Source organism: Streptococcus mitis, from assembly GCF_965111735.1.
GTDB lineage: Bacteria > Bacillota > Bacilli > Lactobacillales > Streptococcaceae > Streptococcus > Streptococcus mitis_DR.
Genome location: NZ_OZ217346.1, coordinates 1,137,250 through 1,157,189 on the forward strand (window position 1 = coordinate 1,137,250; position 19,940 = coordinate 1,157,189).

The following is a 19,940-nucleotide window of genomic DNA, read 5'->3' on the forward strand; positions in this document are numbered from 1 at the left end:
ATGGCCACTATTCAATGGTTTCCTGGTCACATGTCTAAAGCGCGTCGACAGGTGCAGGAAAATTTAAAATTAGTTGATTTTGTAACAATTTTGGTGGACGCACGCTTACCTCTATCTAGTCAAAATCCTATGTTGACCAAAATTGTTGGTGACAAACCAAAACTCTTGATTTTAAACAAGGCAGACTTGGCTGATCCAGCAATGACCAAGGAATGGCGTCAATATTTTGAATCACAAGGAATCCAGACGCTGGCTATCAACTCCAAAGAACAAGTAACTGTAAAAGTTGTGACAGATGCGGCCAAGAAGCTCATGGCTGATAAGATTGCTCGCCAGAAAGAACGTGGGATTCAGATTGAAACCTTGCGTACCATGATTATTGGGATTCCAAATGCTGGTAAATCAACTCTCATGAACCGTTTGGCTGGTAAGAAAATTGCCGTTGTCGGCAATAAACCAGGTGTTACCAAGGGACAACAATGGCTCAAAACCAATAAAGACTTGGAAATCTTGGATACACCAGGGATTCTCTGGCCTAAGTTTGAGGATGAAACTGTAGCTCTTAAGTTGGCTTTGACTGGAGCTATCAAAGACCAGTTGCTTCCTATGGACGAGGTGACCATTTTTGGTCTCAATTATTTCAAAGAACATTATCCAGAAAAGCTGGCTGAACGCTTCAAACAAATGAAAATTGAGGAAGAAGCGCCTGTTATTATTATGGATATGACCCGTGCCCTCGGTTTCCGTGACGACTATGACCGCTTTTACAGTCTCTTCGTGAAGGAAGTCCGCGATGGCAAACTCGGTAACTATACCTTAGATACATTGGAAGACCTCGATGGCGACGATTAAAGAAATCAAAGAACTCCTTGCTACGGTCAAGGACCTAGATAGCCCTATTTTTTTAGAGCTTGAAAAGGATAATCGCTCTGGAGTTCAAAAAGAAATCAGCAAGCGTAAAAAAGCCATTCAGGCAGAATTGGAGGAGGATCTTCGTTTGGAATCCATGCTTTCCTACGAAAAAGAACTTTACAAGCAAGGATTGACCTTGATAGCAGGTGTTGACGAGGTTGGTCGTGGTCCTCTGGCTGGGCCTGTAGTCGCTGCAGCCGTTATGTTACCTCAAAATTGTAAGATTAGAGGCCTCAACGACAGCAAGAAAATTCCTAAAAAGAAACATCTGGAGATTTTCAAAGCAGTTCAAGACCAAGCCTTGTCAATCGGCATTGGTATCATGGATAATCAGGTCATCGACCAAGTCAATATCTATGAAGCAACCAAACTGGCCATGCAGGAAGCAATCTCCCAGCTCAGTCCTCAACCTGAGCACCTTTTGATAGATGCCATGAAACTGGATTTACCAATTTCACAAATCTCCATCATCAAAGGTGATGCTAATTCCCTTTCAATCGCAGCGGCTTCTATAGTAGCCAAGGTTACACGTGATGAATTGATGAAGGAATATGATCAGCAGTTCCCTGGCTATGATTTTACTGCTAATGCAGGATATGGAACAGCTAAACACCTAGAAGGCCTCACAAAACTAGGAGTTACCCCAATTCACCGAACCAGCTTTGAACCCGTTAAATCACTGGTTTTAGGAGAAAAAGAAAGTTAAGTTAGAAGGAATGATTATGGAGGAACAGTCAGAAACACTCAGCTCCAAGAAAGAATTTGCCTTTGCCTCAAGTACCATATTATCCCAAGTTGGACGAGGAATCATTGTTGGTCTCGTTGTTGGAATTATAGTTGGATCCTTTCGTTTCTTAATCGAAAAAGGCTTCCACCTGATACAAGGACTTTATCAAGATCAAGCGCATCTAGTGCGCAATCTTTTTATCATTGGTCTATTTTATTTAATAGTTTGTTGGCTCAGTGCGAAATTAACTCGATCAGAAAAAGATATCAAAGGCTCAGGAATCCCTCAAGTCGAAGCAGAATTAAAGGGACTCATGACTCTCAACTGGTGGGGAGTTCTTTGGAAAAAATATATTCTAGGAATTCTTGCTATTGCCAGTGGACTTATGCTGGGGCGAGAGGGACCCAGTATTCAACTTGGAGCGGTTGGGGGTAAAGGAATTGCCAAATGGCTCAAATCCAGTCCAGTAGAGGAACGCTCCTTGATTGCTAGTGGAGCTGCCGCTGGTCTAGCTGCAGCCTTTAATGCGCCGATTGCAGGACTTCTCTTTGTGGTAGAAGAAGTCTATCATCACTTTTCTCGATTTTTCTGGGTTTCCACTCTAGCAGCTAGTCTCGTAGCAAACTTTGTTTCTCTGCTCATATTTGGCCTAACACCCGTACTGGATATGCCAGACAACATCCCACTCATGACCTTAGATCAGTATTGGATTTACCTCCTTATGGGAATTTTTCTAGGACTTTCCGGTTTTCTCTATGAGAAAGCTGTGCTCAATGTTGGTCGAGTTTATGATTGGCTTGGTCAAAAAATCCATTTGGATAGAGCTTATTATCCAATTTTTGCCTTTATTCTCATCCTACCAGTCGGAATCTTCTTACCCCAAATCCTTGGTGGTGGAAATCAGCTGGTTCTTTCCCTAACTGAGCAAGATTTTAGTTTCCAAGTTCTATTAGTTTACTTTTTGATTCGCTTTGTTTGGAGCATGATTAGTTATGGAAGTGGTCTTCCAGGAGGAATTTTCCTACCAATTTTGGCGCTTGGCTCCTTACTTGGAGCTCTAGTTGGTGTTATTTGTGTCAATCTTGGACTTGTCAGTCAAGAGCAATTCCCTATATTTGTCATTCTAGGAATGAGTGGTTATTTTGGAGCAATATCTAAGGCTCCCTTAACTGCTATGATACTCGTAACTGAGATGGTAGGAGATATTCGCAACCTCATGCCACTTGGATTAGTAACCTTGGTCGCCTACATCATCATGGATCTACTCAAGGGTGCACCAGTCTATGAGGCTATGTTGGAAAAAATGCTGCCAGAAGAAGCGACAGATGAAGGAGAAGTCACTCTCATTGAAATCCCTGTTTCTGACAAAATCGCTGGAAAACAGGTTCATGAACTCAACCTACCACATAATATCCTCATCACCACCCAAGTCCATAACGGTAAAAGTCAAACCGTTAACGGTTCAACCAGAATGTATCTCGGAGATATGATTCACCTAGTTATTCCAAAAAGTGAAATTGGGAAAGTAAAAGATTTATTGTTGTAGGAGCTTTTTACATAATTTATGTTATGTAAAAAATAAACTTCTTAATTAATTAAATATATTAGAAAACCGATTCTCAGCAATGAGATCGGTTATTTTTTACTTACAAGATATCTCACGTACAAGTAACTGAACTTTGGTAAAAATAAGATTATAATTAAGTTAGAAATGATAATGCATAAAGCTAGAAAGGAGTTTACTGTATCAAATCTGTACAGCAAGATTAAAATAATAAAAAAGAAAACGATAGCAATCATACAATGCATTTTGTATCTCATAGCTCCTTATATATCTCTTCAGTTATGTAGAATGAACAGAAGTTTAGTGGGTGAGTTCTTTATTATTTTCTTTATTCTGTTGACTATTTCATTCTGGTTTAGTATTTAGAAACTAGAAAAAGCACTAGCTAATGATTCACAATGAAACTCCAAAGATTTAGATCCGTTTTACACAGGTTTAAGTCTTTTTTAAAAAGCTCTATAACATCTTTCCGAAAAACTATAATTTTCTTGAAAAATATACTGGTCTATGCTATACTACTTGTAGACTTATTTATGGAGAAAATACATGAAACGTGAGATTTTACTGGAACGAATTGACAAACTAAAACAAATCATGCCCTGGTATGTTCTGGAATACTACCAATCTAAGCTTGCTGTTCCCTACAGTTTTACAACCTTGTACGAATACCTCAAGGAATACGATCGATTTTTCAGCTGGGTTTTGGAGTCTGGTATTTCAAACGCCGATAAAATGTCTGATATTTCTTTATCTGTCTTGGAAAATATGTCTAAGAAAGACATGGAATCCTTTATCCTATATCTACGAGAACGACCTTTGCTGAATGCCAATACAACCAAGCAAGGTGTCTCTCAGACAACCATCAATCGGACCTTGTCGGCACTTTCTAGTCTTTACAAGTATCTGACTGAGGAGGTTGAAAACGACCAGGGGGAACCTTATTTTTATCGTAATGTAATGAAAAAAGTTTCAACAAAGAAAAAGAAAGAAACACTTGCTGCCAGAGCTGAAAATATCAAGCAAAAGCTCTTTCTAGGTGATGAAACAGAAGGTTTTCTAACCTATATCGATAAGGAGTACCCACAACAGCTCTCAAATCGTGCTCTCTCGTCATTCAATAAAAATAAAGAACGTGATTTAGCCATTATTGCCCTTCTCTTGGCGTCTGGTGTCCGCCTATCTGAAGCTGTTAATCTGGATCTAAGAGATCTCAATTTAAAAATGATGGTCATTGATGTCACTCGAAAAGGTGGTAAACGTGACTCGGTCAATGTCGCTGCCTTTGCTAAGCCTTACCTAGAGAATTATCTAGCCATTCGAAATCAACGCTATAAGACTGAAAAGACGGACATGGCACTCTTTCTAACTCTCTATCGAGGTGTTCCCAATCGTATCGATGCTTCTAGTGTTGAAAAGATGGTTGCTAAATACTCTGAGGACTTCAAAGTGCGTGTAACTCCCCACAAACTACGCCATACCCTAGCAACTAGACTCTATGATGCAACCAAATCGCAAGTTTTGGTTAGCCACCAGCTAGGACATGCCAGTACACAAGTCACTGACCTCTATACCCATATCGTCAACGATGAACAAAAGAATGCTCTAGATAGTTTATAAAATACATAAATTAAATTATGTAAAATAATTATTAAGAAAAGAAGCTGCTAAAAATAAGCAACTTCTTTTTCTTTATATCTGATACCAGTAAAGTAGCGTGGAATATCAATTGTTTCTATATTTTTGAAATTCTCATTTGCCTACTACTAATTTAACTATAGCAAAAATAATGCAGATAAGGAAGGATATTTTTGCTTGCAGGAATTCTAAAAATCAAGCTTTTCTGGATTCAAATCTCTTCATAATCACAGTTAAACGCCAACGGTAGAGCGCCCCACTCACAATCAGACTAATAATCAAGCCGATCCAGTAAGAATAGGCTCCAAAATCTGTTAGAGAGTCGAATACCATAGCTACTGGGATTGCTACACCCCAATAACCAACCAAACCAAGGTAAAAAGGAATCACTGTATCCTTATAGCCCCGTAAAATTCCCTGAAGCGGTGCCGCAAAGGTATCTGCTAACTGGAAGAAAAGGCTGTAAGTCAAAAAACGTGCTGTCAAATCGATGAATTCTGGGTCGTTACCATAAAGACTGGCCACATTTCCTCTAAAAATGTAAAGGAAAGATAAGGTGAAGCCTGCAAAAATAAGTGCTGTCCATCTTCCTAGACCAATATAGGTTTTAGCATCATCAAATCGCTTGGCACCCACTTCATAGGAAACGACAATAGCCATAGCCGATGAGATACTCATAGGAAAGGCGTACATAAGAGTTGAAAAATTCATAGCTGACTGGTGACTAGCTATTATCAAAGAAGAGAACTTAGCCATAATTAAACCAACCACGGAAAAGATAGCCACTTCCGCAAAGACAGTTCCCCCAATAGGAAGACCTAAGCGAACTCCTTCCTTGATTTTATCCATATTAAGCGGAATGCGTTTCTCAAGGTGTAAGGCTTTGAGCTTCTCCTGTTTAAATAAAACCAGAACAGAAATTCCCAACAAGACCCAGTAGGCCAAGGAAGTACCTAAACCAGCACCAGCACCTCCCAGTTCTGGAACACCAAAGGCACCGTAAATCAAGAGATAGTTAAATCCGCTATTGAGAGGAAGCAACAAAAGCATGAGATACATGGACAGTTTGGTCAAGCCCAGCGAATCCAGCAAGGAGCGAATGACACTAAAAAGCAATAAGGGGATAATTCCGATAGATAAAAACCAGAGATAGCGAACCGCTACGGCCGCCACTGGTGCTTCTAGTCCAATATGATTCAAGATTGGTGGTGCCAAGAAAAGCACCATCCCCAGCAAGATCACAGATAGGCCCAAGGCCAGATAGATGAACTGGTAAAAATCAGATGTAACTTCTTCCTTTTTGCCTCGACCAAGATGGTGACCAATGATGGGCACCAAGGCTGACACAATCCCTGTCAGGAAGGTAAAGAAAGGATTCCAGATACTGGTTGCCATAGACACACCAGCCAAGTCCATGGTATTGTATTGGCCAGTCATAGTCGTATCAACAAAGGATGCAGAATAATTGGCAAATTGATAAATCAGGATAGGGAAAAATATCTTTAAAAATAAGATAAACTTGTCTTTAAAATGATGGGTTTGGTACATATAAGCTCTCTATTCTTTTTGTTTACAGAGCAGACTCCCACCTAGTTTTGATAGACAATTTGTCCCTTACAGATGGTATATTTAACCTGCCCTTTTAAGGTTTCACCGATGAATGGTGAATTAGATGCTTTTGAAGCAAAATGTGAGTCCACAAGACGGTCAGCCTTAGCATCAAAAATAGTAATATCCGCTGGACCATTCTCAGCCAAGTAACCTGCTTCAAAGTTATAAAGCTTGGCTGGGTTGTAGGTCATTTTTTCAAGTAATTCCATCAAGCTTAACTCCCCAGCTTCTACCAAATAAGTCAAACCGAGAGACAGAGAGGTTTCCAAACCAGTCATACCAGATGGCGCTTTTGTGATATCCTCGACATTTTTTTCATCCGCATGGTGAGGCGCGTGGTCTGTCGCGATAACTGTGATAACACCTGACTTGAGACCTTCGATAACGGCACGACGGTCTGATTCCAAACGAAGTGGCGGATTCATCTTAGCATTGCTTCCTTGTGTCAAAAGGAGCGCTTCGGTCTTAGAAAAATGCTGTGGCGCTACTTCTGCTGTGACTTGCGCACCTAGCCCCTGAGCAAACTCCACTACTTTAACACTTTCTTCCTTAGACAAATGCTGAATATGAACATGGGCCTTGGTTGCATAGGCAATCATGACATCACGCGCCATCATAGCATACTCAGCCACCCCAGTCGCACCGCAGATATGGAAATGTTCTTTAGCAATATTTTCGTTAAACCCAAGAATCCCATTCAAACCTGGATCTTCCTCATGAAGACTGATAAAGGTATTGAGTTTTTTGGCTTCTTCCATAGCTTCCTTGACAACTTTACTGCTTTCAAGCGGAATGCCGTCATCAGAAAAACCAACGGCACCTGCTTCTAAAAGCGTTTTAAAGTCAGTCAAGTCTTGGCCATTAAAGTTCTTAGTAATGGTCGCAACTGTCTTGACATTGATTTTTTCCTTGGCAGCTGACTGAAGAACTTCTTGTAAAGTCTCCACATCTGAAATAGTTGGACTAGTATTAGCCATCATGACAACCGTTGTAAAACCACCTGCAGCGGCTGCTAGGGCACCCGTATGGATATCCTCCTTGTGCGTTTGACCAGGTTCACGGAAATGAACATGGATATCGACCAAACCAGGCGCAACCACAAGACCAGTAGCATCAAGCACCTCTGCTCCTTCTTCCTTGATTTCCGGAGCAATTTTGACAATTTTCCCATCTTGGACTAAAACATCACACACTTGATCCAAACCAGACTTGGGATCCATTACACGACCATTTTTGATAAGTAGCATCTGCTTTCTCCTTTATTCATAGAAATCAACTTGGGTATCCAACAATTTATCCCCATCATAAACAAACTTGGCTGAAAAGAAGGGTTTGTCCTCTAAAAGCCACTCAACAAAGGTGTGGTCACCTTCCCAAGTTGGCTTGCTCAGAACTTCATCATAGGGAACCCATTCTAAGGTCCCCTCATTACAGTCAATCAAATCCCCCTCAAACTCTGTCACCTTAAAAACATAGGTGTACCAGTCTAAATCTGGTGTGAATTCAGGAAAAGTGATGACACCTTTTAGAACTGGCTTGGCTTTGAGCCCTGTTTCTTCAAGGATTTCACGCGCCGCGCATTCCTGAGGGGTCTCACCTCTTTCTAGCTTACCACCCACACCAATCCATTTACCCGCATGGACATCATTTGGCTTTTTATTGCGATGAAGCATGAGCAGTTCTTTCCCGTTATCAATGTAGCAAATCGTCGCTAACTGAGGCATATTCTCTCCTTATCTAAGCCAATCGATTGGCTCTTGTCCTGTCTCTTTTAAGAATGCATTGGCCTTGGAAAAAGGCTTGGAACCCCAAAATCCTCTATAAACTGATAAAGGACTGGGATGGGCTGATTCGATAATCAAGTGATGAGGATTGGTAACTAAGGCCTTCTTCTTACGTGCATAGGCTCCCCAGAGTACAAAAACGACTGGTCTCTCTAGTTGATTGACCACCTGAATCACAGCATCCGTAAAAGGCTCCCATATCTGACCAGCATGACCATTGGTCCGTCCAGCAGGAACCGTAAAACAAGCATTAAGAAGCAAGACTCCTTGTTCAGCCCAAGCTGTCAAATCATGAGATTTCTTGCCCCCGATATCATCTGACAATTCTTTCAAGATATTTTGCAAGGAAGGCGGAGCTGGGATAGTGTCAGGTACAGAAAAACTCAAGCCCTGAGCTTGACCTGGTCCGTGATAGGGATCTTGCCCTAGAATCACCACCTTAACGTCTTCAAGCTGTGTTGCCAAGAGAGCCTGAAAAACCTTTTCCTTAGGTGGATAAACAGTTCCCTGAGCATAGACCTGCTCCATAAACTGATTGATTTTCGCAAAATAACCTTCAGGTAATTGCGCCTTAATCAAAGCATGCCAAGACGAGTGTTGCATAGCCGACTCCTTCATTTTTACTGCCTCTATTATAGCAAAAAGTGGCTTTCTAAACCACTTTTTACAGTTTATCTAAATAATCCAGCAAGTCTTGGTAAGAATGGACTTCGTAAGTCGGCTGGGCTTGTGTGGGATTTTCGAGGTAATGAGGATTATACCAAATCGTGTCAATCCCCGCGTTATTGCCACCTTGAATGTCGGCAGTTAGGGAATCTCCAATCATCAGCGTCTTTTCTTTGCTAAAACCTACAATCTGCTGCCCCATTTTTTCATAAAAGAGGGCATCAGGCTTTTGTGTTTGCAACTGTTCAGAGATAAAGACTTGATTGAAATAAGGTGCTAGACCAGATTGAGCTAAACGCCCTGTCTGAATGGCAGTTATTCCATTTGTCGCAGCATACAAGTCATAATCACGCTCGATGAGGCTATCTAAAAGTTCATGAGCACCTGAAAAAGTTTGCCCCTGTTGGGCGAGGTAAAATTGGTAACGCTGGGCTAGAAAACTACCGTCTTTTTCCTCTCCAAAATGAGCAAATAAACAAGAAAAGCGCGTGTTAACCAGCTCTTGTTTACTGATTTTCTTTTGCTCCAAGTCCTTCCAGAGAGCCTTGTTCATAGGAACATAATAGTCTTTATAAGCCTGAATATCTGCAACCCCTTCTTCTTTTAGAAGTTGCGTTAAAGCCACATCCTCAGCAGCATCAAAATCAAGCAAGGTGTGGTCGAGGTCGAAGAGTAGAAATTTGTAGGACAATTTGGTGTTTTCCTTTCTAAGATAAACAACTTTCACTTCAGCCAGCTGTTTAATGTAAAAACTTAAAAGTGGTATAGTATCACAAAGAATAATCGTTCCAATTGATTAACTAATCCATACTATTCTAGTCAAGTTTATTTTTATTATAGAAAAATCTTCTATAAATTCGAGCAATAGTTAAAATACATACAAATATGACTCCCAAAATAGATAATACTATTTTCACAAAACTCATTTCAGAGCCTATTACATAGATATGAAAAAGAGGGGCTAGTCCTACACATAGAGACAATAGATAATTACTAAATCTTATCTCACCAATTCCTGCAAAAAAATGTTTCATTTTAAATATCCCCATTTTACCTTTCATCTTTATAATCCACTAACAAGCTACTAACAACTCTATTGACTTCTCTTTTTTTTGAAAAATCTTGACAGCAAATTTACTCCACTTAATGCCACTAAAACTTCAATGGGCAAAAAATAGTAATCCCATATCAAATGAGAAATCAGCAATGTTAGAAATAGTATACAGTCAATATAACTATTCTGAAAATACTCTGTAATTACATAATACAGATATACCACAACCATCAAAATTAAAACAACCATCATAATACTATTATCCTGTCCTTCTCACTAACGCTATTTCCAAAATTTAATTTTTTTATGACTTAGTAACGTAATTCCAATTAGCAATACACCTAATATAAATAAAAGTATTTCCCAAAATTTATTCTCAGTTTTAATAAGAGGAATAAGATACATGCTGACTAATATGGAACTTGCTCCTATAATAGCAAATATTATTCTGGCTTTATCACTTAGTTGAAACATGTTGGGTCTCCCATAAAATAAGCAATTGCTATGTTTACTGTAACATTTATCCCAAAAGAAAGAACTTCGTTTTTATCTCTTCGTCAACTAGATAAGATATCTTTTCTCTACCTGATTTGAAAGAAAAGTATTTATCTCACTTCTTATTTTTAAATAACTCATACTCTTTTTCTCTGATAAAGGGAAGTGAGAAATTAGAAAAAATTAGTAGAATTGAAAACAGATATTCGTCTTTTTGTATCACTAAAACATAGCCTAAAAATAAAAAGACAATCAAATCTAGTACAAAAAGAGAAAATATCCTCCTTTTCATTACCTCACTTGTCTTAAAGATTCTGTTTAATAGAATCTTTATCGTAGTATCTACACAAATTTTTATCAAAAAGATAAGAGCCACTACACGATTAGCAACTGTACCATGAAGAATAAATGGAAATATAGTTAATATAAAACTAGAAATCTCTAAATATTTTATCCAAGGAGATTGAGACATCTTACTTTTAAACTGACTGATTTTCCTATACTCGCTAGCTAATCTAGTATCAAAATCTCTACCAATTTTATTAAAGATTAAGAACTCCAGGACAAAAATACTGATTAATACGATATAAGTAGAAACCTTTCCTGGGAAAAATTTATTGATTAAAATTGGAAAACTCATTAACAGAATCGAGTTTATAGCCAAACAAATGGATACTATTTTATTCTTCACAGAATATATAGGTAACGATACTATTGAGTAGAGAAATGCTAAAAAAATAAGCAAGAAATACTCTGTGCTGCTAATTAGCGGCGCCCTTAATGATAAAAATAGATAGGCACCCCACACGATGATATGCGCTTTACGAATTGACTCTAGATTACTCATCTACCTACTCCTAATATGTAAAGAGAATCCATTTTTAGCTCACATTCTCTTTACAACAAGTCATAAACGTTTCATGATATTTCCTTCTTTTACATTAGGTAAAGTTGAAATACATTTTTTGCAAGTGAAAATATTATTATTATTATTTGAAACCCCCAAATATCTATCCCTTTTCTAGACCTAAACCAAGTCAGATTAAAGATACAAATATAATGATAAGGCTTTCTTTTACTTTAGACTACCATAAAACAAGGAATCTTTCAACAAAATTCATTGGCAAACTACTATTCTAGAAGATTGACAGCTCAAATCTTTCAGAATAGAACAATCCTAACTATCGAATATCCTAACTTCATAAATATCCATGTAATTCTAGACTTAGAATTCCTATAAATTAAATGTTTTCGCACTCTTCTAAGTAATTGATTGCCTTAAATTTTAATTTTTGAAGGATTCTAAAGCTAGAATAGTCCCATCACAATCAGTTTTGAATTATTATACTCAATGAAAATCAAAGAGCAAACTAGGAAACTAGCCGCAGGCTGTACTTGAGTACGGCAAGGCGACGTTGACGTGGTTTGAATTTGATTTTCGAAGAGTATTAACAATTTAGAAACGCTATGATTCCACTCCTTTTACATTAAAAAGGAACTGCCCAAAGCAATCCCTTTCTGATTTTGAAATTATTTACTTAAAATTTGATAGTTGAGATAATCAATAGCCCACCTATAAAAAGAGTTATAGTAAGATTCCTTATTTATTGATTTCAAGCTCCGCCAACTGTGTTTGAATAACTGACAGTTCTGCACCAGCCTGAAGAAGAGCTGCTGCAGTATAGGCACCTTCTACAATTGGAACCCTATTGATCATGATACTTTTATCACTGAAATCAGCCACCATTTCTAAGTTCATTTTAGCAGAACCTAGGTCAAAAAAAGCTAATAAAGTATCTGCTGGATTTTCGGAAACAACCCTATCTACTTGATCAAAACTCGTTCCAATTCCTCCATCTTCGGTTCCTCCTACATAAGTAATCGGAACATCTTTAGCTACTTCACTAATCAGTTCAACAACACCTTGTGCAATGTGTTTGGAATGTGAAACGATAACAAGACCAATACTTCCCATTAAACCACCCCAGTTTCTAAAAGAGCAGTAAAGAGTAATCCTGATGAGAATGATCCAGGATCAATATGTCCAAGAGAACGTTCTCCTACATAAGATGCCCTTCCTTTAGTTGCAAGTAAATCTTTGGTAGCATTCACTACCTGATCAATAACCTCTTGAGTCAATTGACCAGCAGACAAGGCAGCAATAACAGGAGTCCAAACATCAACCATTGTCTTTTCTCCAACTTCTGCTTTCCCACGTTTGACAATCATATCCAAACCGCTTTGTAAGATTTCCTCTATTTTCGAATTAGAATCAGCCTTGGCCATGCCCATAAAAGCAGAGCCATACAAGGGACCAGAAGCACCGCCTACCTTACTCAGTAGTTGCATTGAGACAAGCTTAAAAACATCACTGCTGGTCTCAAATTGCTTTCCTTCTAAGTTTTCCATAACTGCAGCCATGCCACGCGCCATATTTCCACCGTGGTCTCCATCTCCTATAGGGGTGTCTAGCTCACTAAGATAATCTTTCTGTTCTTGAATCTTTTCATTAAAAAGCTTCATCCATTCAAGAGCTTGTTCAGCATTCATGCGACATTTCCTCCTTGAGTTTTACCAAGCTGGGGTAGTAACAGGTGCATTTAGATCATCCAACCACTCATCGTCTGCCAATCGAATCAATGTTAATGACAAGCCGGCCATATCAATTGATGTCATATAGTTTCCAATTTTCTTAAACGCCAACTCAACACCTTTTTCATGGAGTAATTTAGCCACATCATTTGCAAATACGTATTGTTCCATAAGAGGAGTGCTTCCTAAACCATTAATGAGAAGGCCATAGCGTTCACCAGTCTTAAGTCGGAAACCTTCAGATAGTTTTTCAACCAATTCTGAGGCCAATTGTGCTGAAGGTTGCATTTTCTCTTTCTTATATCCCGGCTCACCGTGAATACCAACTCCATATTCAAATTCATCATCTTCTAGAACAAATCCAGGTTTCCCAACCTCAGGAACGGTTGCTCCAGACAAGGCCAGCCCAATTGTTTTAATTTCTAAGACAAGTTTATCGGCCAAGTCCTTCATTTCAGATAATGATTTACCAGAACGAGCTGCATCACCCAAAATTTTATGGACTAAAATAGTACCTGCAACACCTCGACGGCCTTGGGTATAGAGACTATTTTCAACAGCGATATCATCATCAACCACAACACTTGCTACATCAATACCTTCCATTTCAGCAAGTTCTTGTGCAATTTCAAAGTTCATAATGTCACCAGAATAGTTCTTGATGACCATGAAAACTCCAGCACCTTCATCAGCCGCCTTAATGGCTTCTAAAATTTGGTCCGGAGTAGGTGAAGTGAAGACTGCTCCACAAATGGCAGCAGACAACATTCCATCTCCTACAAATCCAGCATGACTTGGTTCATGTCCTGAACCTCCACCTGAAATGAGTCCAACTTTTCCTGTCTTTTCTGCCTTTCTAACGATGACATCAAAACCATCTAAGCGTTCTACCAAGTCATCATGCATGAATGACAATCCCTGCAACATTTCATCAACAACTTGTGTCGGTTCATTTATAATTTTTTTCATGAGAAACTCCTTTCGGCATGTACCTTTGTTTTCGCTTTCATTATATATTTTTTATCGCTGGATGATAAGGGACAGATTCTATTATTTGTCCCCTTTTAAACCCGTTTAAAACATTTTTTTGGTAAAATGAAGTAAGCAACAGAAAGGCTTCCTATGGCATCATCGCTTATTACAAAAAAACGGATTGCCAAGGCATTTAGAGACCTTTTAGCTACTAGAGAATTTGATAAAATCTCCATTGTAGATATCATGGAATCAGCTGGCATTCGTAGACAGACCTTTTACAATCACTTTCTTGATAAATATGAGCTGCTAGACTGGATATTTGTAACTGACTTAACCGAGTATATTACCAATAACTTGGACTTCATTTCAGGCCAAAAACTATTACAAGAATTGTTTCTTTATTTCGAACAAGAGCGTGACTTTTATATTCAACTTTTCGATATTCAAGGGCAAAATAACTTCTATGGCCACTTTATCAGCTACTGTCGCTTGCTTGTATCAAAAATTTTAAGAGAATACGGTCAGATTGATATCGATTCATCTGCTTATACTTGTTTTTTGCTAGACTATCATTCACACGCTCTAGCAGAAATCGTGAAGGCTTACGTCAATAAAAAAAGTCCAGTTCCACAACCAGACTTTCTAATCATGACAATTATTGGAAAGAGACCACAATGACATTTATTTCAAATCATAAACAGAAAATTATTTCAAGTTACATTTCGGCAACTGTCAGCAGTCACCCTGAATTAGAAAAACACCCTGCCTTACCATTAGTCTATCAAAAAAATCGCAATCCTCATCAGGTTCCAATATTATCGGGTGGAGGTTCAGGTCACGAACCTGCTCATATTGGATATGTGGGAGAAGGAATGCTTACTGCTGCTATCTATGGCCAATTATTTACTCCTCCTACAAGAACTGAAATCTTAGAGTCCATTCGTTTTTTAAACAATGGTCACGGTGTCTTCATCATTGTAAAAAATTTCGAAGCAGACATCAAAGAATTTAGCTGGGCCATTAATACTGCTAGACAAGAAGGAATTAAGGTCGGCTATAGTCTAGCACACGACGATATTTCAATTGAACCTCACAATAGATTTCAAATTAGAGGAAGAGGGCTTGCAGGGACTATTTTACTTCATAAAGTTCTAGGATATGCAGCTCAAAATGGTGCCGACATCGAGCAACTAACTGATTTAGGTCATGAACTTGCTCCCGAAATAGCAACAATTGGCTTTGCAACGAGATCAGCTAGTCTCCCCCAAGCCACCCTTCCACTATTTAACTTGGAAGAAGGAAATATTTCTTATGGTATTGGGATACATGGCGAAGAAGGCTATCGTATCGTCCCATTCCAATCATCGGAAATCCTTGCAAATGAAATTATAAGTAAATTAAGATTGCACTATCATTGGAAACGTGGTGATCAATTTATATTGCTTGTAAATAATCTAGGCACTACTACCAACCTAGAAATGGGCATATTTCTCAATGATCTCCTTCAACTCTTAGAAATTGAAGGAGTCACTATCACATTTATAAAATCAGGAACATTTATGACCAGTCTAGATATGGCCGGTATATCCGTAACTCTTTGCCCCGTAAAAAATAAACAGTGGTTAGAAGCGCTCAATGCTCCAACGACAGCTTTTGCATGGTAATTTGCTTGTATAAGTCAAAAGGGCTACATCACTTGATAGCCCTTTTAAACTTATACAACGTTTAGATGAAACGGTTGAGCTTGTCATAGTTTTCCTTAGAGGCTAGCATTAGCCCCTCTTTTGTTTTCGGTCTAGGCACAGGAGTACTCCCTTCATATTGCTAGTTATTATTAGAAATCTTTTATCCTTTAAATCTCTACAACTTATCCTTTAATTTCTCAACAAAGAGATAGGCTGCTGGACAGGTCAAGGTATTCTTAATCGTTAGATGATTGATTTGATGAATCTTTTTGCGGTCAGTATGGGGAAATTCACGACAGGCCTTTGGACGAACGTCATAGATGGAACAGAGGTTATCGCCTCCTAAAAATGGGCAAGGCATGGATTTGAAAACCTTATCCCCATCTTCATCTACCTGCAGAAACTCCGCTTCAAAAGCAGGTAATTTCATCTTAAAATACTTGGCAATACGGGTGATGTCTGCCTCTTTGAAGTCGGGTCCCAAAGTCTTACAACAGTTAGCGCAGGCAGTACAATCAATCTCAGCAAAAACTTCTTGGTGAATCTGCTGGGCTATCTTGTCTAAGTTTTTAGGAGGTTTTTTCTTTAGATTAGCTAACACTTTACGATGTTCCTTCTGCTTTTGCAAGGCCAGCTGGTGGTAATACTCAATATCAATTTCTTTAGACATGATTTCTCTCTAATACAAGTGTTTTTGTCTATTATATCATAAACAAAGCCCCTTTTTTGCCCCCTAAATAATCGAGTAGGGGATAATCTCTAGCCCCTCTCACACCACCGTACGTGCCGTTCGGCATACGGCGGTTCAACTACTTTTAACGCATGTCGTTCAAGGTAATAATCCAAACACGAAACCAGTCCACGTTTTTCAAGGACTGGTTTTGATATCGCACGTTTAAGTACCGACTTCTGAGCTACTAATTGATAGTGGTCGCCCCAGCCAGATACCTTATCTGCTATCCATTTAGGAACCCCTAACTTAAGCAATCCCCATAATCGTCTAGATTTCTTCTTCCATTGCTTCCAGATAATCACTCGTAGGCGAGTAGGCAAGCGCTCATCTATGCTAGTGACTATACTTTTCATATTTCCCAATGAGAAATAGTTTATCCATCCTCGAATAGACAAATTCAGTTGCTCAATACGTCTTGTTAGGTCTATACTCCATTTCCTCTGTGATTTAAGCTTAAATCTCCGAACACTATCTTGATGTGGACGACTTTTCCAACCGTCTGATGATTTCCAGAACCCAAAACCTAGATATTTCAACTCTCTTGGTCTGGTAATCTTAGTCTTGGTCATGTTTACTTTCAAACCTAGCCGTTTCTCAATAAAACGACTGACTGAATACATCACACGCTTAGCGGCAGCCTCGCTTCCGACCGTAATCACACAATCATCTGCGTAGCGCACAAATCGAAGTCCCCTCTTTTCTAATTCCTTGTCCAATTCATTAAGCATGATATTGGATAAGAGAGGAGATAAATTTCCTCATCGAAAAATTTCTCTAGGTCTATATCCACTATCCACTCATAGCCGTCATTTAAGTACTCTAAGAGCTTCATGATAGCTTTTTCACACGACCTATTTGGTCTAAATCCATAGCTCGTATCTGAGAAATGGGGTTCACAGATAGGGCTAATGACTTGAACAATGACCTATTGAATCATTCTATCCATAACTGTTGGAATTCCTAGTTGACGGATACCTCCGTTTGGTTTGGGAATCTCAACTCTGAGAACTGGTTGAGGCTTATATTTTCTCTGTTTTATCAGTTCCTTAGTCAGGCGCCAGTTTTGTCTGAGATAATTATCCATATCTTCGATAGTAATTCCATCAATCCCAGCTGAGCCCTTATTGGATTTTACTTAATTGTAAGCTTCCAGCATATTTTCGCGTGATAATATCTTATCTAGCAATTTTGACATGTGCGTATTCCTTTCTTGTTTTGGTGCCTGAGGGACATCTTATATTAGTGAACTTTCATCTAGTCAGTACGTGACAGAGTCCAGTTCTATCAGACCGTTCGTTTTACAGGCACAAGTGAAGTAGGATTACTTCAATTAGTTGTTCACCCCTTCGCTCCACTTCCATTACAGAAGTTTCCTCACTACTATGGGCTCGGCTGACTTCTCATGATTCGTTGTTACTACGCTTTCAGCGCTCATGAGACCTCACGGGATAAGTCGTACATCTTTCCTCGTTTATACAAGATATGAGGACGTTAAAAGGTTACAGTGAAAAAGATAAATCTTAGTCCGAATTCAATTACTCTCGTAATTTACGCATATAGGTTACTACCTTTTTGGACTTTAGAGTTTCAGGCCCCCTTATCCGCTATATACGCCTTACTATCACGTTCCTGTTTGTAGAGCCACGATTTCGCTATCCTTTCCTCTCCCCGCTACCTCACGATAATCAGGCTTGGGAATCGCTATTGGGTTCACCGGTAGCGAGTGCCCACGGAGGACTTACACCTCAGATGCACGACATGCCCGTCGTATCAAAAATAGCCCTTCGGAAAGAATCCGAGGGGCTTCAAACATTGTTAAATCAACTGCCAAACTTTTGAGTTTCAAGGTTCGAGATGAGTCTGGGACAATAGTCTCTTATCTCCAAAAAAAGCAACGGCAAATCCGTTGCTTTTTTGCATGGTTGCGATAGTCTTAGTAAAATAGAATTGCCCAATAAACCATTTAGAAAGGCTATCCCATGCATATTCACTATAACAAAAATCAAACAACTTTACCACTAGAAATCAGTTCTTTCTTGCCGCAAGACCATCTCGTCTTTACTATTGAAAAAGTGGTGAATACCTTGGAGGATTGTCACTTCCATGCCTTCTATCATGCCTTTGGTCGCCCGTCTTATCACCCTAAAATGCTTATAGCTACTCTTCTATTTGCCTATTCACAAGGGATTTTCTCTGGACGAAAAATCGAAAAAATGATGATTGAAAACCTCGCTATGCAGTACCTAACAGGACCGTTGGTTGTCAGCTACCGCACCATCAATCGTTTTCGAGTCGCTGAAGAGATGGAAGAACTCATACGTAATCTTTTCATGGACCTCAATCTTCGTTTAAAAATGGAAGAGTTAGTGACCTTAAATTGTCTGTTTATTGACGGGACTAAGATTGAAGCCAATGCCAACAAGTATAGTTTTGTGTGGAAGAAAGCGACAGAGAAATTCTCCGCCAAACTGCAAGAACAGATACAGAACTATTTTCAAGAAGAAATCACTCCCCTTATCTATCAAGCTATCGAACTGGATACACAAGAGCCTATCTCCTCAGAGCAGTTGCTTGCATTCGCTCAAGTCCTTGAAGGAGAATTGAAAAAATTGAACCAGGACATTGAGGAGACACCCGTTAAAGGGAAGGATGAACGTAAAACCCCGCGTCGTAAACTCAAGGAAGTCTTGCGTAAAGTCAAGGAGGATTTTTCAGTACGTGCTGAAAAGTATAAGAAGTATCAAGAGACATTTGAAGGGCGCAACAGCTTTTCCAAAACCGATCCAGATGACACTTTTATGCGAATGAAAGAAGATTATATGAAAAATGGCCAACTCAAGGCTGCTTATAATCTTCAAATCGCTACTGAAAACCAATTTGTTCTTCACTATGATGTCTTCTCAAATCCGACAGACACCAAGACTCTTCTGCCATTCCTTGAAACCTATCCGCATGACTTGAAGACAGTTGTTGCAGATGCTGGATATGGAAGTGAAGAGAACCTCCTTCGTTTAGATGAAAAGGGGGTGAACCATCTGATTAAATATGCCATGTTTGACAAGGAACAGAAGAGAGGGTATAAACAGTCAGCTAGAAACTTAGCGAATTGGCACTATGATGACAAGGAGGATAGCTACACATATCCTGATAGCTGGTATTATCGTTTTCACCATATCAAACATCAGAAAACACAGACGGACTTTCAACAGGAAATCAAGGTTTACTACGCTGATGAACCTGAATCAGCCCCTCAAAAGGGACTGTATATGAACGAACGCTATCAAAACTTGAAAGCTAAAGAATGTCAGGCGCTTTTATCTCCCGAAGGTAGACAGATTTTCGCTCAACGCAAGATTGATGTGGAACCTGTCTTTGGGTAGATCAAGGCTTGTTTGGGTTACAAGAGATGTAATCTGAGAGGGAAGCGTCAAGTGAGAATTGACATGGGATTGATACTTATGGCCAATAACCTCCTCAAATACAATAAGAGAACGACTCAAAATTAAA

The 19,940-nt window shown here is 39.1% G+C and carries 18 protein-coding genes and 2 pseudogenes; 7 read left to right on the top strand and 13 right to left on the bottom strand.

Translation table 11 applies throughout. From position 1 onward, the window contains the following. The 4 genes from ylqF to xerS all read left to right on the top strand — a co-directional run bounded on the left by ylqF (nt 1) and on the right by xerS (nt 4,820). Nucleotides 1-852 carry a ribosome biogenesis GTPase YlqF gene (ylqF, locus tag ACLV7W_RS05535; protein ID WP_411865592.1) on the top strand — a complete coding sequence of 284 codons (852 nt, stop codon included), beginning with the start codon at nt 1-3 and terminating at the stop codon, nt 850-852. Beyond that, nucleotides 839-1,618: a ribonuclease HII gene (locus ACLV7W_RS05540; protein WP_411865593.1), complete on the top strand. Its 780-nt coding sequence runs from the start codon at nt 839-841 to the stop codon at nt 1,616-1,618. The genes ylqF and ACLV7W_RS05540 overlap by 14 nt, the downstream gene beginning before the upstream one ends. Before the next feature lie 16 nt (nt 1,619-1,634). Continuing rightward, nucleotides 1,635-3,185: a ClC family H(+)/Cl(-) exchange transporter gene (locus tag ACLV7W_RS05545; RefSeq protein ID WP_060628380.1), complete on the top strand. Its 1,551-nt coding sequence runs from the start codon at nt 1,635-1,637 to the stop codon at nt 3,183-3,185. A 564-nt stretch (nt 3,186-3,749) separates the two neighbouring features. Beyond that, complete coding sequence (gene xerS, locus ACLV7W_RS05550; RefSeq protein WP_411865594.1) at nt 3,750-4,820, top strand: tyrosine recombinase XerS; 1,071 nt, start codon at nt 3,750-3,752, stop codon at nt 4,818-4,820. 213 nt (nt 4,821-5,033) lie between these two features. On the opposite strand, the gene pdrM is transcribed toward xerS, so the two are convergent. The 11 genes from pdrM to dhaK form a co-directional block, all read right to left on the bottom strand. After that, a complete protein-coding gene (gene pdrM, locus ACLV7W_RS05555) occupies nt 5,034-6,386 on the bottom strand; it encodes a sodium-coupled multidrug efflux MATE transporter PdrM (RefSeq protein ID WP_411865595.1) in 1,353 nt (450 codons plus the stop codon). Nucleotides 6,387-6,427: 41 nt separating this feature from the next. Further along, nucleotides 6,428-7,696, bottom strand: a complete 1,269-nt coding sequence (locus ACLV7W_RS05560; RefSeq protein ID WP_411865596.1) for a dihydroorotase — start codon at nt 7,694-7,696, stop codon at nt 6,428-6,430. A gap of 12 nt (nt 7,697-7,708) precedes the next feature. Then, nucleotides 7,709-8,173 carry an NUDIX hydrolase gene (locus ACLV7W_RS05565; RefSeq protein WP_001135756.1) on the bottom strand — a complete coding sequence of 155 codons (465 nt, stop codon included), beginning with the start codon at nt 8,171-8,173 and terminating at the stop codon, nt 7,709-7,711. Between the two features lie 9 nt (nt 8,174-8,182). Then, the gene (locus ACLV7W_RS05570) at nt 8,183-8,836 is read right to left on the bottom strand and encodes a uracil-DNA glycosylase (RefSeq protein ID WP_411865935.1); all 654 of its coding nucleotides are present in this window, start codon (nt 8,834-8,836) and stop codon (nt 8,183-8,185) included. 61 nt (nt 8,837-8,897) lie between these two features. After that, nucleotides 8,898-9,590 carry a YjjG family noncanonical pyrimidine nucleotidase gene (locus tag ACLV7W_RS05575; RefSeq protein WP_411865597.1) on the bottom strand — a complete coding sequence of 231 codons (693 nt, stop codon included), beginning with the start codon at nt 9,588-9,590 and terminating at the stop codon, nt 8,898-8,900. A gap of 124 nt (nt 9,591-9,714) precedes the next feature. Beyond that, nucleotides 9,715-9,933, bottom strand: a complete 219-nt coding sequence (locus tag ACLV7W_RS05580) for a hypothetical protein (RefSeq protein WP_084888092.1) — start codon at nt 9,931-9,933, stop codon at nt 9,715-9,717. 59 nt (nt 9,934-9,992) lie between these two features. Beyond that, on the bottom strand, nt 9,993-10,205 hold the full coding sequence (locus ACLV7W_RS05585; RefSeq protein WP_033628842.1) for a hypothetical protein: 213 nt from the start codon (nt 10,203-10,205) through the stop codon (nt 9,993-9,995). 358 nt (nt 10,206-10,563) lie between these two features. After that, nucleotides 10,564-11,295 carry a hypothetical protein gene (locus ACLV7W_RS05590; protein ID WP_411865598.1) on the bottom strand — a complete coding sequence of 244 codons (732 nt, stop codon included), beginning with the start codon at nt 11,293-11,295 and terminating at the stop codon, nt 10,564-10,566. Between the two features lie 753 nt (nt 11,296-12,048). After that, the gene (gene dhaM / locus ACLV7W_RS05595) at nt 12,049-12,423 is read right to left on the bottom strand and encodes a dihydroxyacetone kinase phosphoryl donor subunit DhaM (protein ID WP_045611539.1); all 375 of its coding nucleotides are present in this window, start codon (nt 12,421-12,423) and stop codon (nt 12,049-12,051) included. Further along, nucleotides 12,423-12,998, bottom strand: coding sequence for a dihydroxyacetone kinase subunit DhaL (gene dhaL / locus ACLV7W_RS05600; protein WP_050242716.1), 576 nt, complete (start codon nt 12,996-12,998; stop codon nt 12,423-12,425). Before dhaL ends, dhaM begins: the two co-directional genes overlap by 1 nt. A 21-nt stretch (nt 12,999-13,019) precedes the next feature. Continuing rightward, complete coding sequence (gene dhaK, locus ACLV7W_RS05605) at nt 13,020-14,009, bottom strand: dihydroxyacetone kinase subunit DhaK (RefSeq protein WP_411865599.1); 990 nt, start codon at nt 14,007-14,009, stop codon at nt 13,020-13,022. A gap of 153 nt (nt 14,010-14,162) precedes the next feature. Here dhaK and dhaS point away from each other — a divergent pair, with 153 nt between their 5' ends. Together dhaS and dhaQ are read left to right on the top strand one after the other, a co-directional pair. Then, nucleotides 14,163-14,693: a dihydroxyacetone kinase transcriptional activator DhaS gene (dhaS, locus tag ACLV7W_RS05610; protein WP_411865600.1), complete on the top strand. Its 531-nt coding sequence runs from the start codon at nt 14,163-14,165 to the stop codon at nt 14,691-14,693. Beyond that, complete coding sequence (gene dhaQ / locus ACLV7W_RS05615) at nt 14,690-15,679, top strand: DhaKLM operon coactivator DhaQ (RefSeq protein WP_411865601.1); 990 nt, start codon at nt 14,690-14,692, stop codon at nt 15,677-15,679. The genes dhaS and dhaQ overlap by 4 nt, the downstream gene beginning before the upstream one ends. A gap of 196 nt (nt 15,680-15,875) precedes the next feature. Here dhaQ and ACLV7W_RS05620 read toward each other — a convergent pair whose 3' ends face one another. Next, nucleotides 15,876-16,370: a YkgJ family cysteine cluster protein gene (locus ACLV7W_RS05620; RefSeq protein WP_000031476.1), complete on the bottom strand. Its 495-nt coding sequence runs from the start codon at nt 16,368-16,370 to the stop codon at nt 15,876-15,878. 89 nt (nt 16,371-16,459) lie between these two features. Further along, nucleotides 16,460-17,628 (bottom strand): annotated as a pseudogene (locus ACLV7W_RS05625) (group II intron reverse transcriptase/maturase). A 784-nt stretch (nt 17,629-18,412) separates the two neighbouring features. Here ACLV7W_RS05625 and ACLV7W_RS05630 point away from each other — a divergent pair. After that, nucleotides 18,413-19,939: pseudogene (locus ACLV7W_RS05630) on the top strand (IS1182 family transposase). Nucleotide 19,940: the final 1 nt, after the last annotated feature.

Coding starts and splice junctions, on each gene's coding strand:
- ACLV7W_RS05540 (WP_411865593.1), top strand. CDS start 839: ATGGCGACGATTAAAGAAATCAAAGAACTCCTTGCTACGGTCAAGGAC.
- xerS (WP_411865594.1), top strand. CDS start 3,750: ATGAAACGTGAGATTTTACTGGAACGAATTGACAAACTAAAACAAATC.
- ACLV7W_RS05570 (WP_411865935.1), bottom strand. CDS start 8,836: ATGCAACACTCGTCTTGGCATGCTTTGATTAAGGCGCAATTACCTGAA.
- ACLV7W_RS05545 (WP_060628380.1), top strand. CDS start 1,635: ATGGAGGAACAGTCAGAAACACTCAGCTCCAAGAAAGAATTTGCCTTT.
- ACLV7W_RS05565 (WP_001135756.1), bottom strand. CDS start 8,173: ATGCCTCAGTTAGCGACGATTTGCTACATTGATAACGGGAAAGAACTG.
- pdrM (WP_411865595.1), bottom strand. CDS start 6,386: ATGTACCAAACCCATCATTTTAAAGACAAGTTTATCTTATTTTTAAAG.
- ACLV7W_RS05580 (WP_084888092.1), bottom strand. CDS start 9,933: ATGAAACATTTTTTTGCAGGAATTGGTGAGATAAGATTTAGTAATTAT.
- dhaS (WP_411865600.1), top strand. CDS start 14,163: ATGGCATCATCGCTTATTACAAAAAAACGGATTGCCAAGGCATTTAGA.
- ACLV7W_RS05590 (WP_411865598.1), bottom strand. CDS start 11,295: ATGAGTAATCTAGAGTCAATTCGTAAAGCGCATATCATCGTGTGGGGT.
- ACLV7W_RS05620 (WP_000031476.1), bottom strand. CDS start 16,370: ATGTCTAAAGAAATTGATATTGAGTATTACCACCAGCTGGCCTTGCAA.
- dhaL (WP_050242716.1), bottom strand. CDS start 12,998: ATGAATGCTGAACAAGCTCTTGAATGGATGAAGCTTTTTAATGAAAAG.
- dhaK (WP_411865599.1), bottom strand. CDS start 14,009: ATGAAAAAAATTATAAATGAACCGACACAAGTTGTTGATGAAATGTTG.
- dhaM (WP_045611539.1), bottom strand. CDS start 12,423: ATGGGAAGTATTGGTCTTGTTATCGTTTCACATTCCAAACACATTGCA.
- ACLV7W_RS05560 (WP_411865596.1), bottom strand. CDS start 7,696: ATGCTACTTATCAAAAATGGTCGTGTAATGGATCCCAAGTCTGGTTTG.
- dhaQ (WP_411865601.1), top strand. CDS start 14,690: ATGACATTTATTTCAAATCATAAACAGAAAATTATTTCAAGTTACATT.
- ACLV7W_RS05585 (WP_033628842.1), bottom strand. CDS start 10,205: ATGATGGTTGTTTTAATTTTGATGGTTGTGGTATATCTGTATTATGTA.
- ylqF (WP_411865592.1), top strand. CDS start 1: ATGGCCACTATTCAATGGTTTCCTGGTCACATGTCTAAAGCGCGTCGA.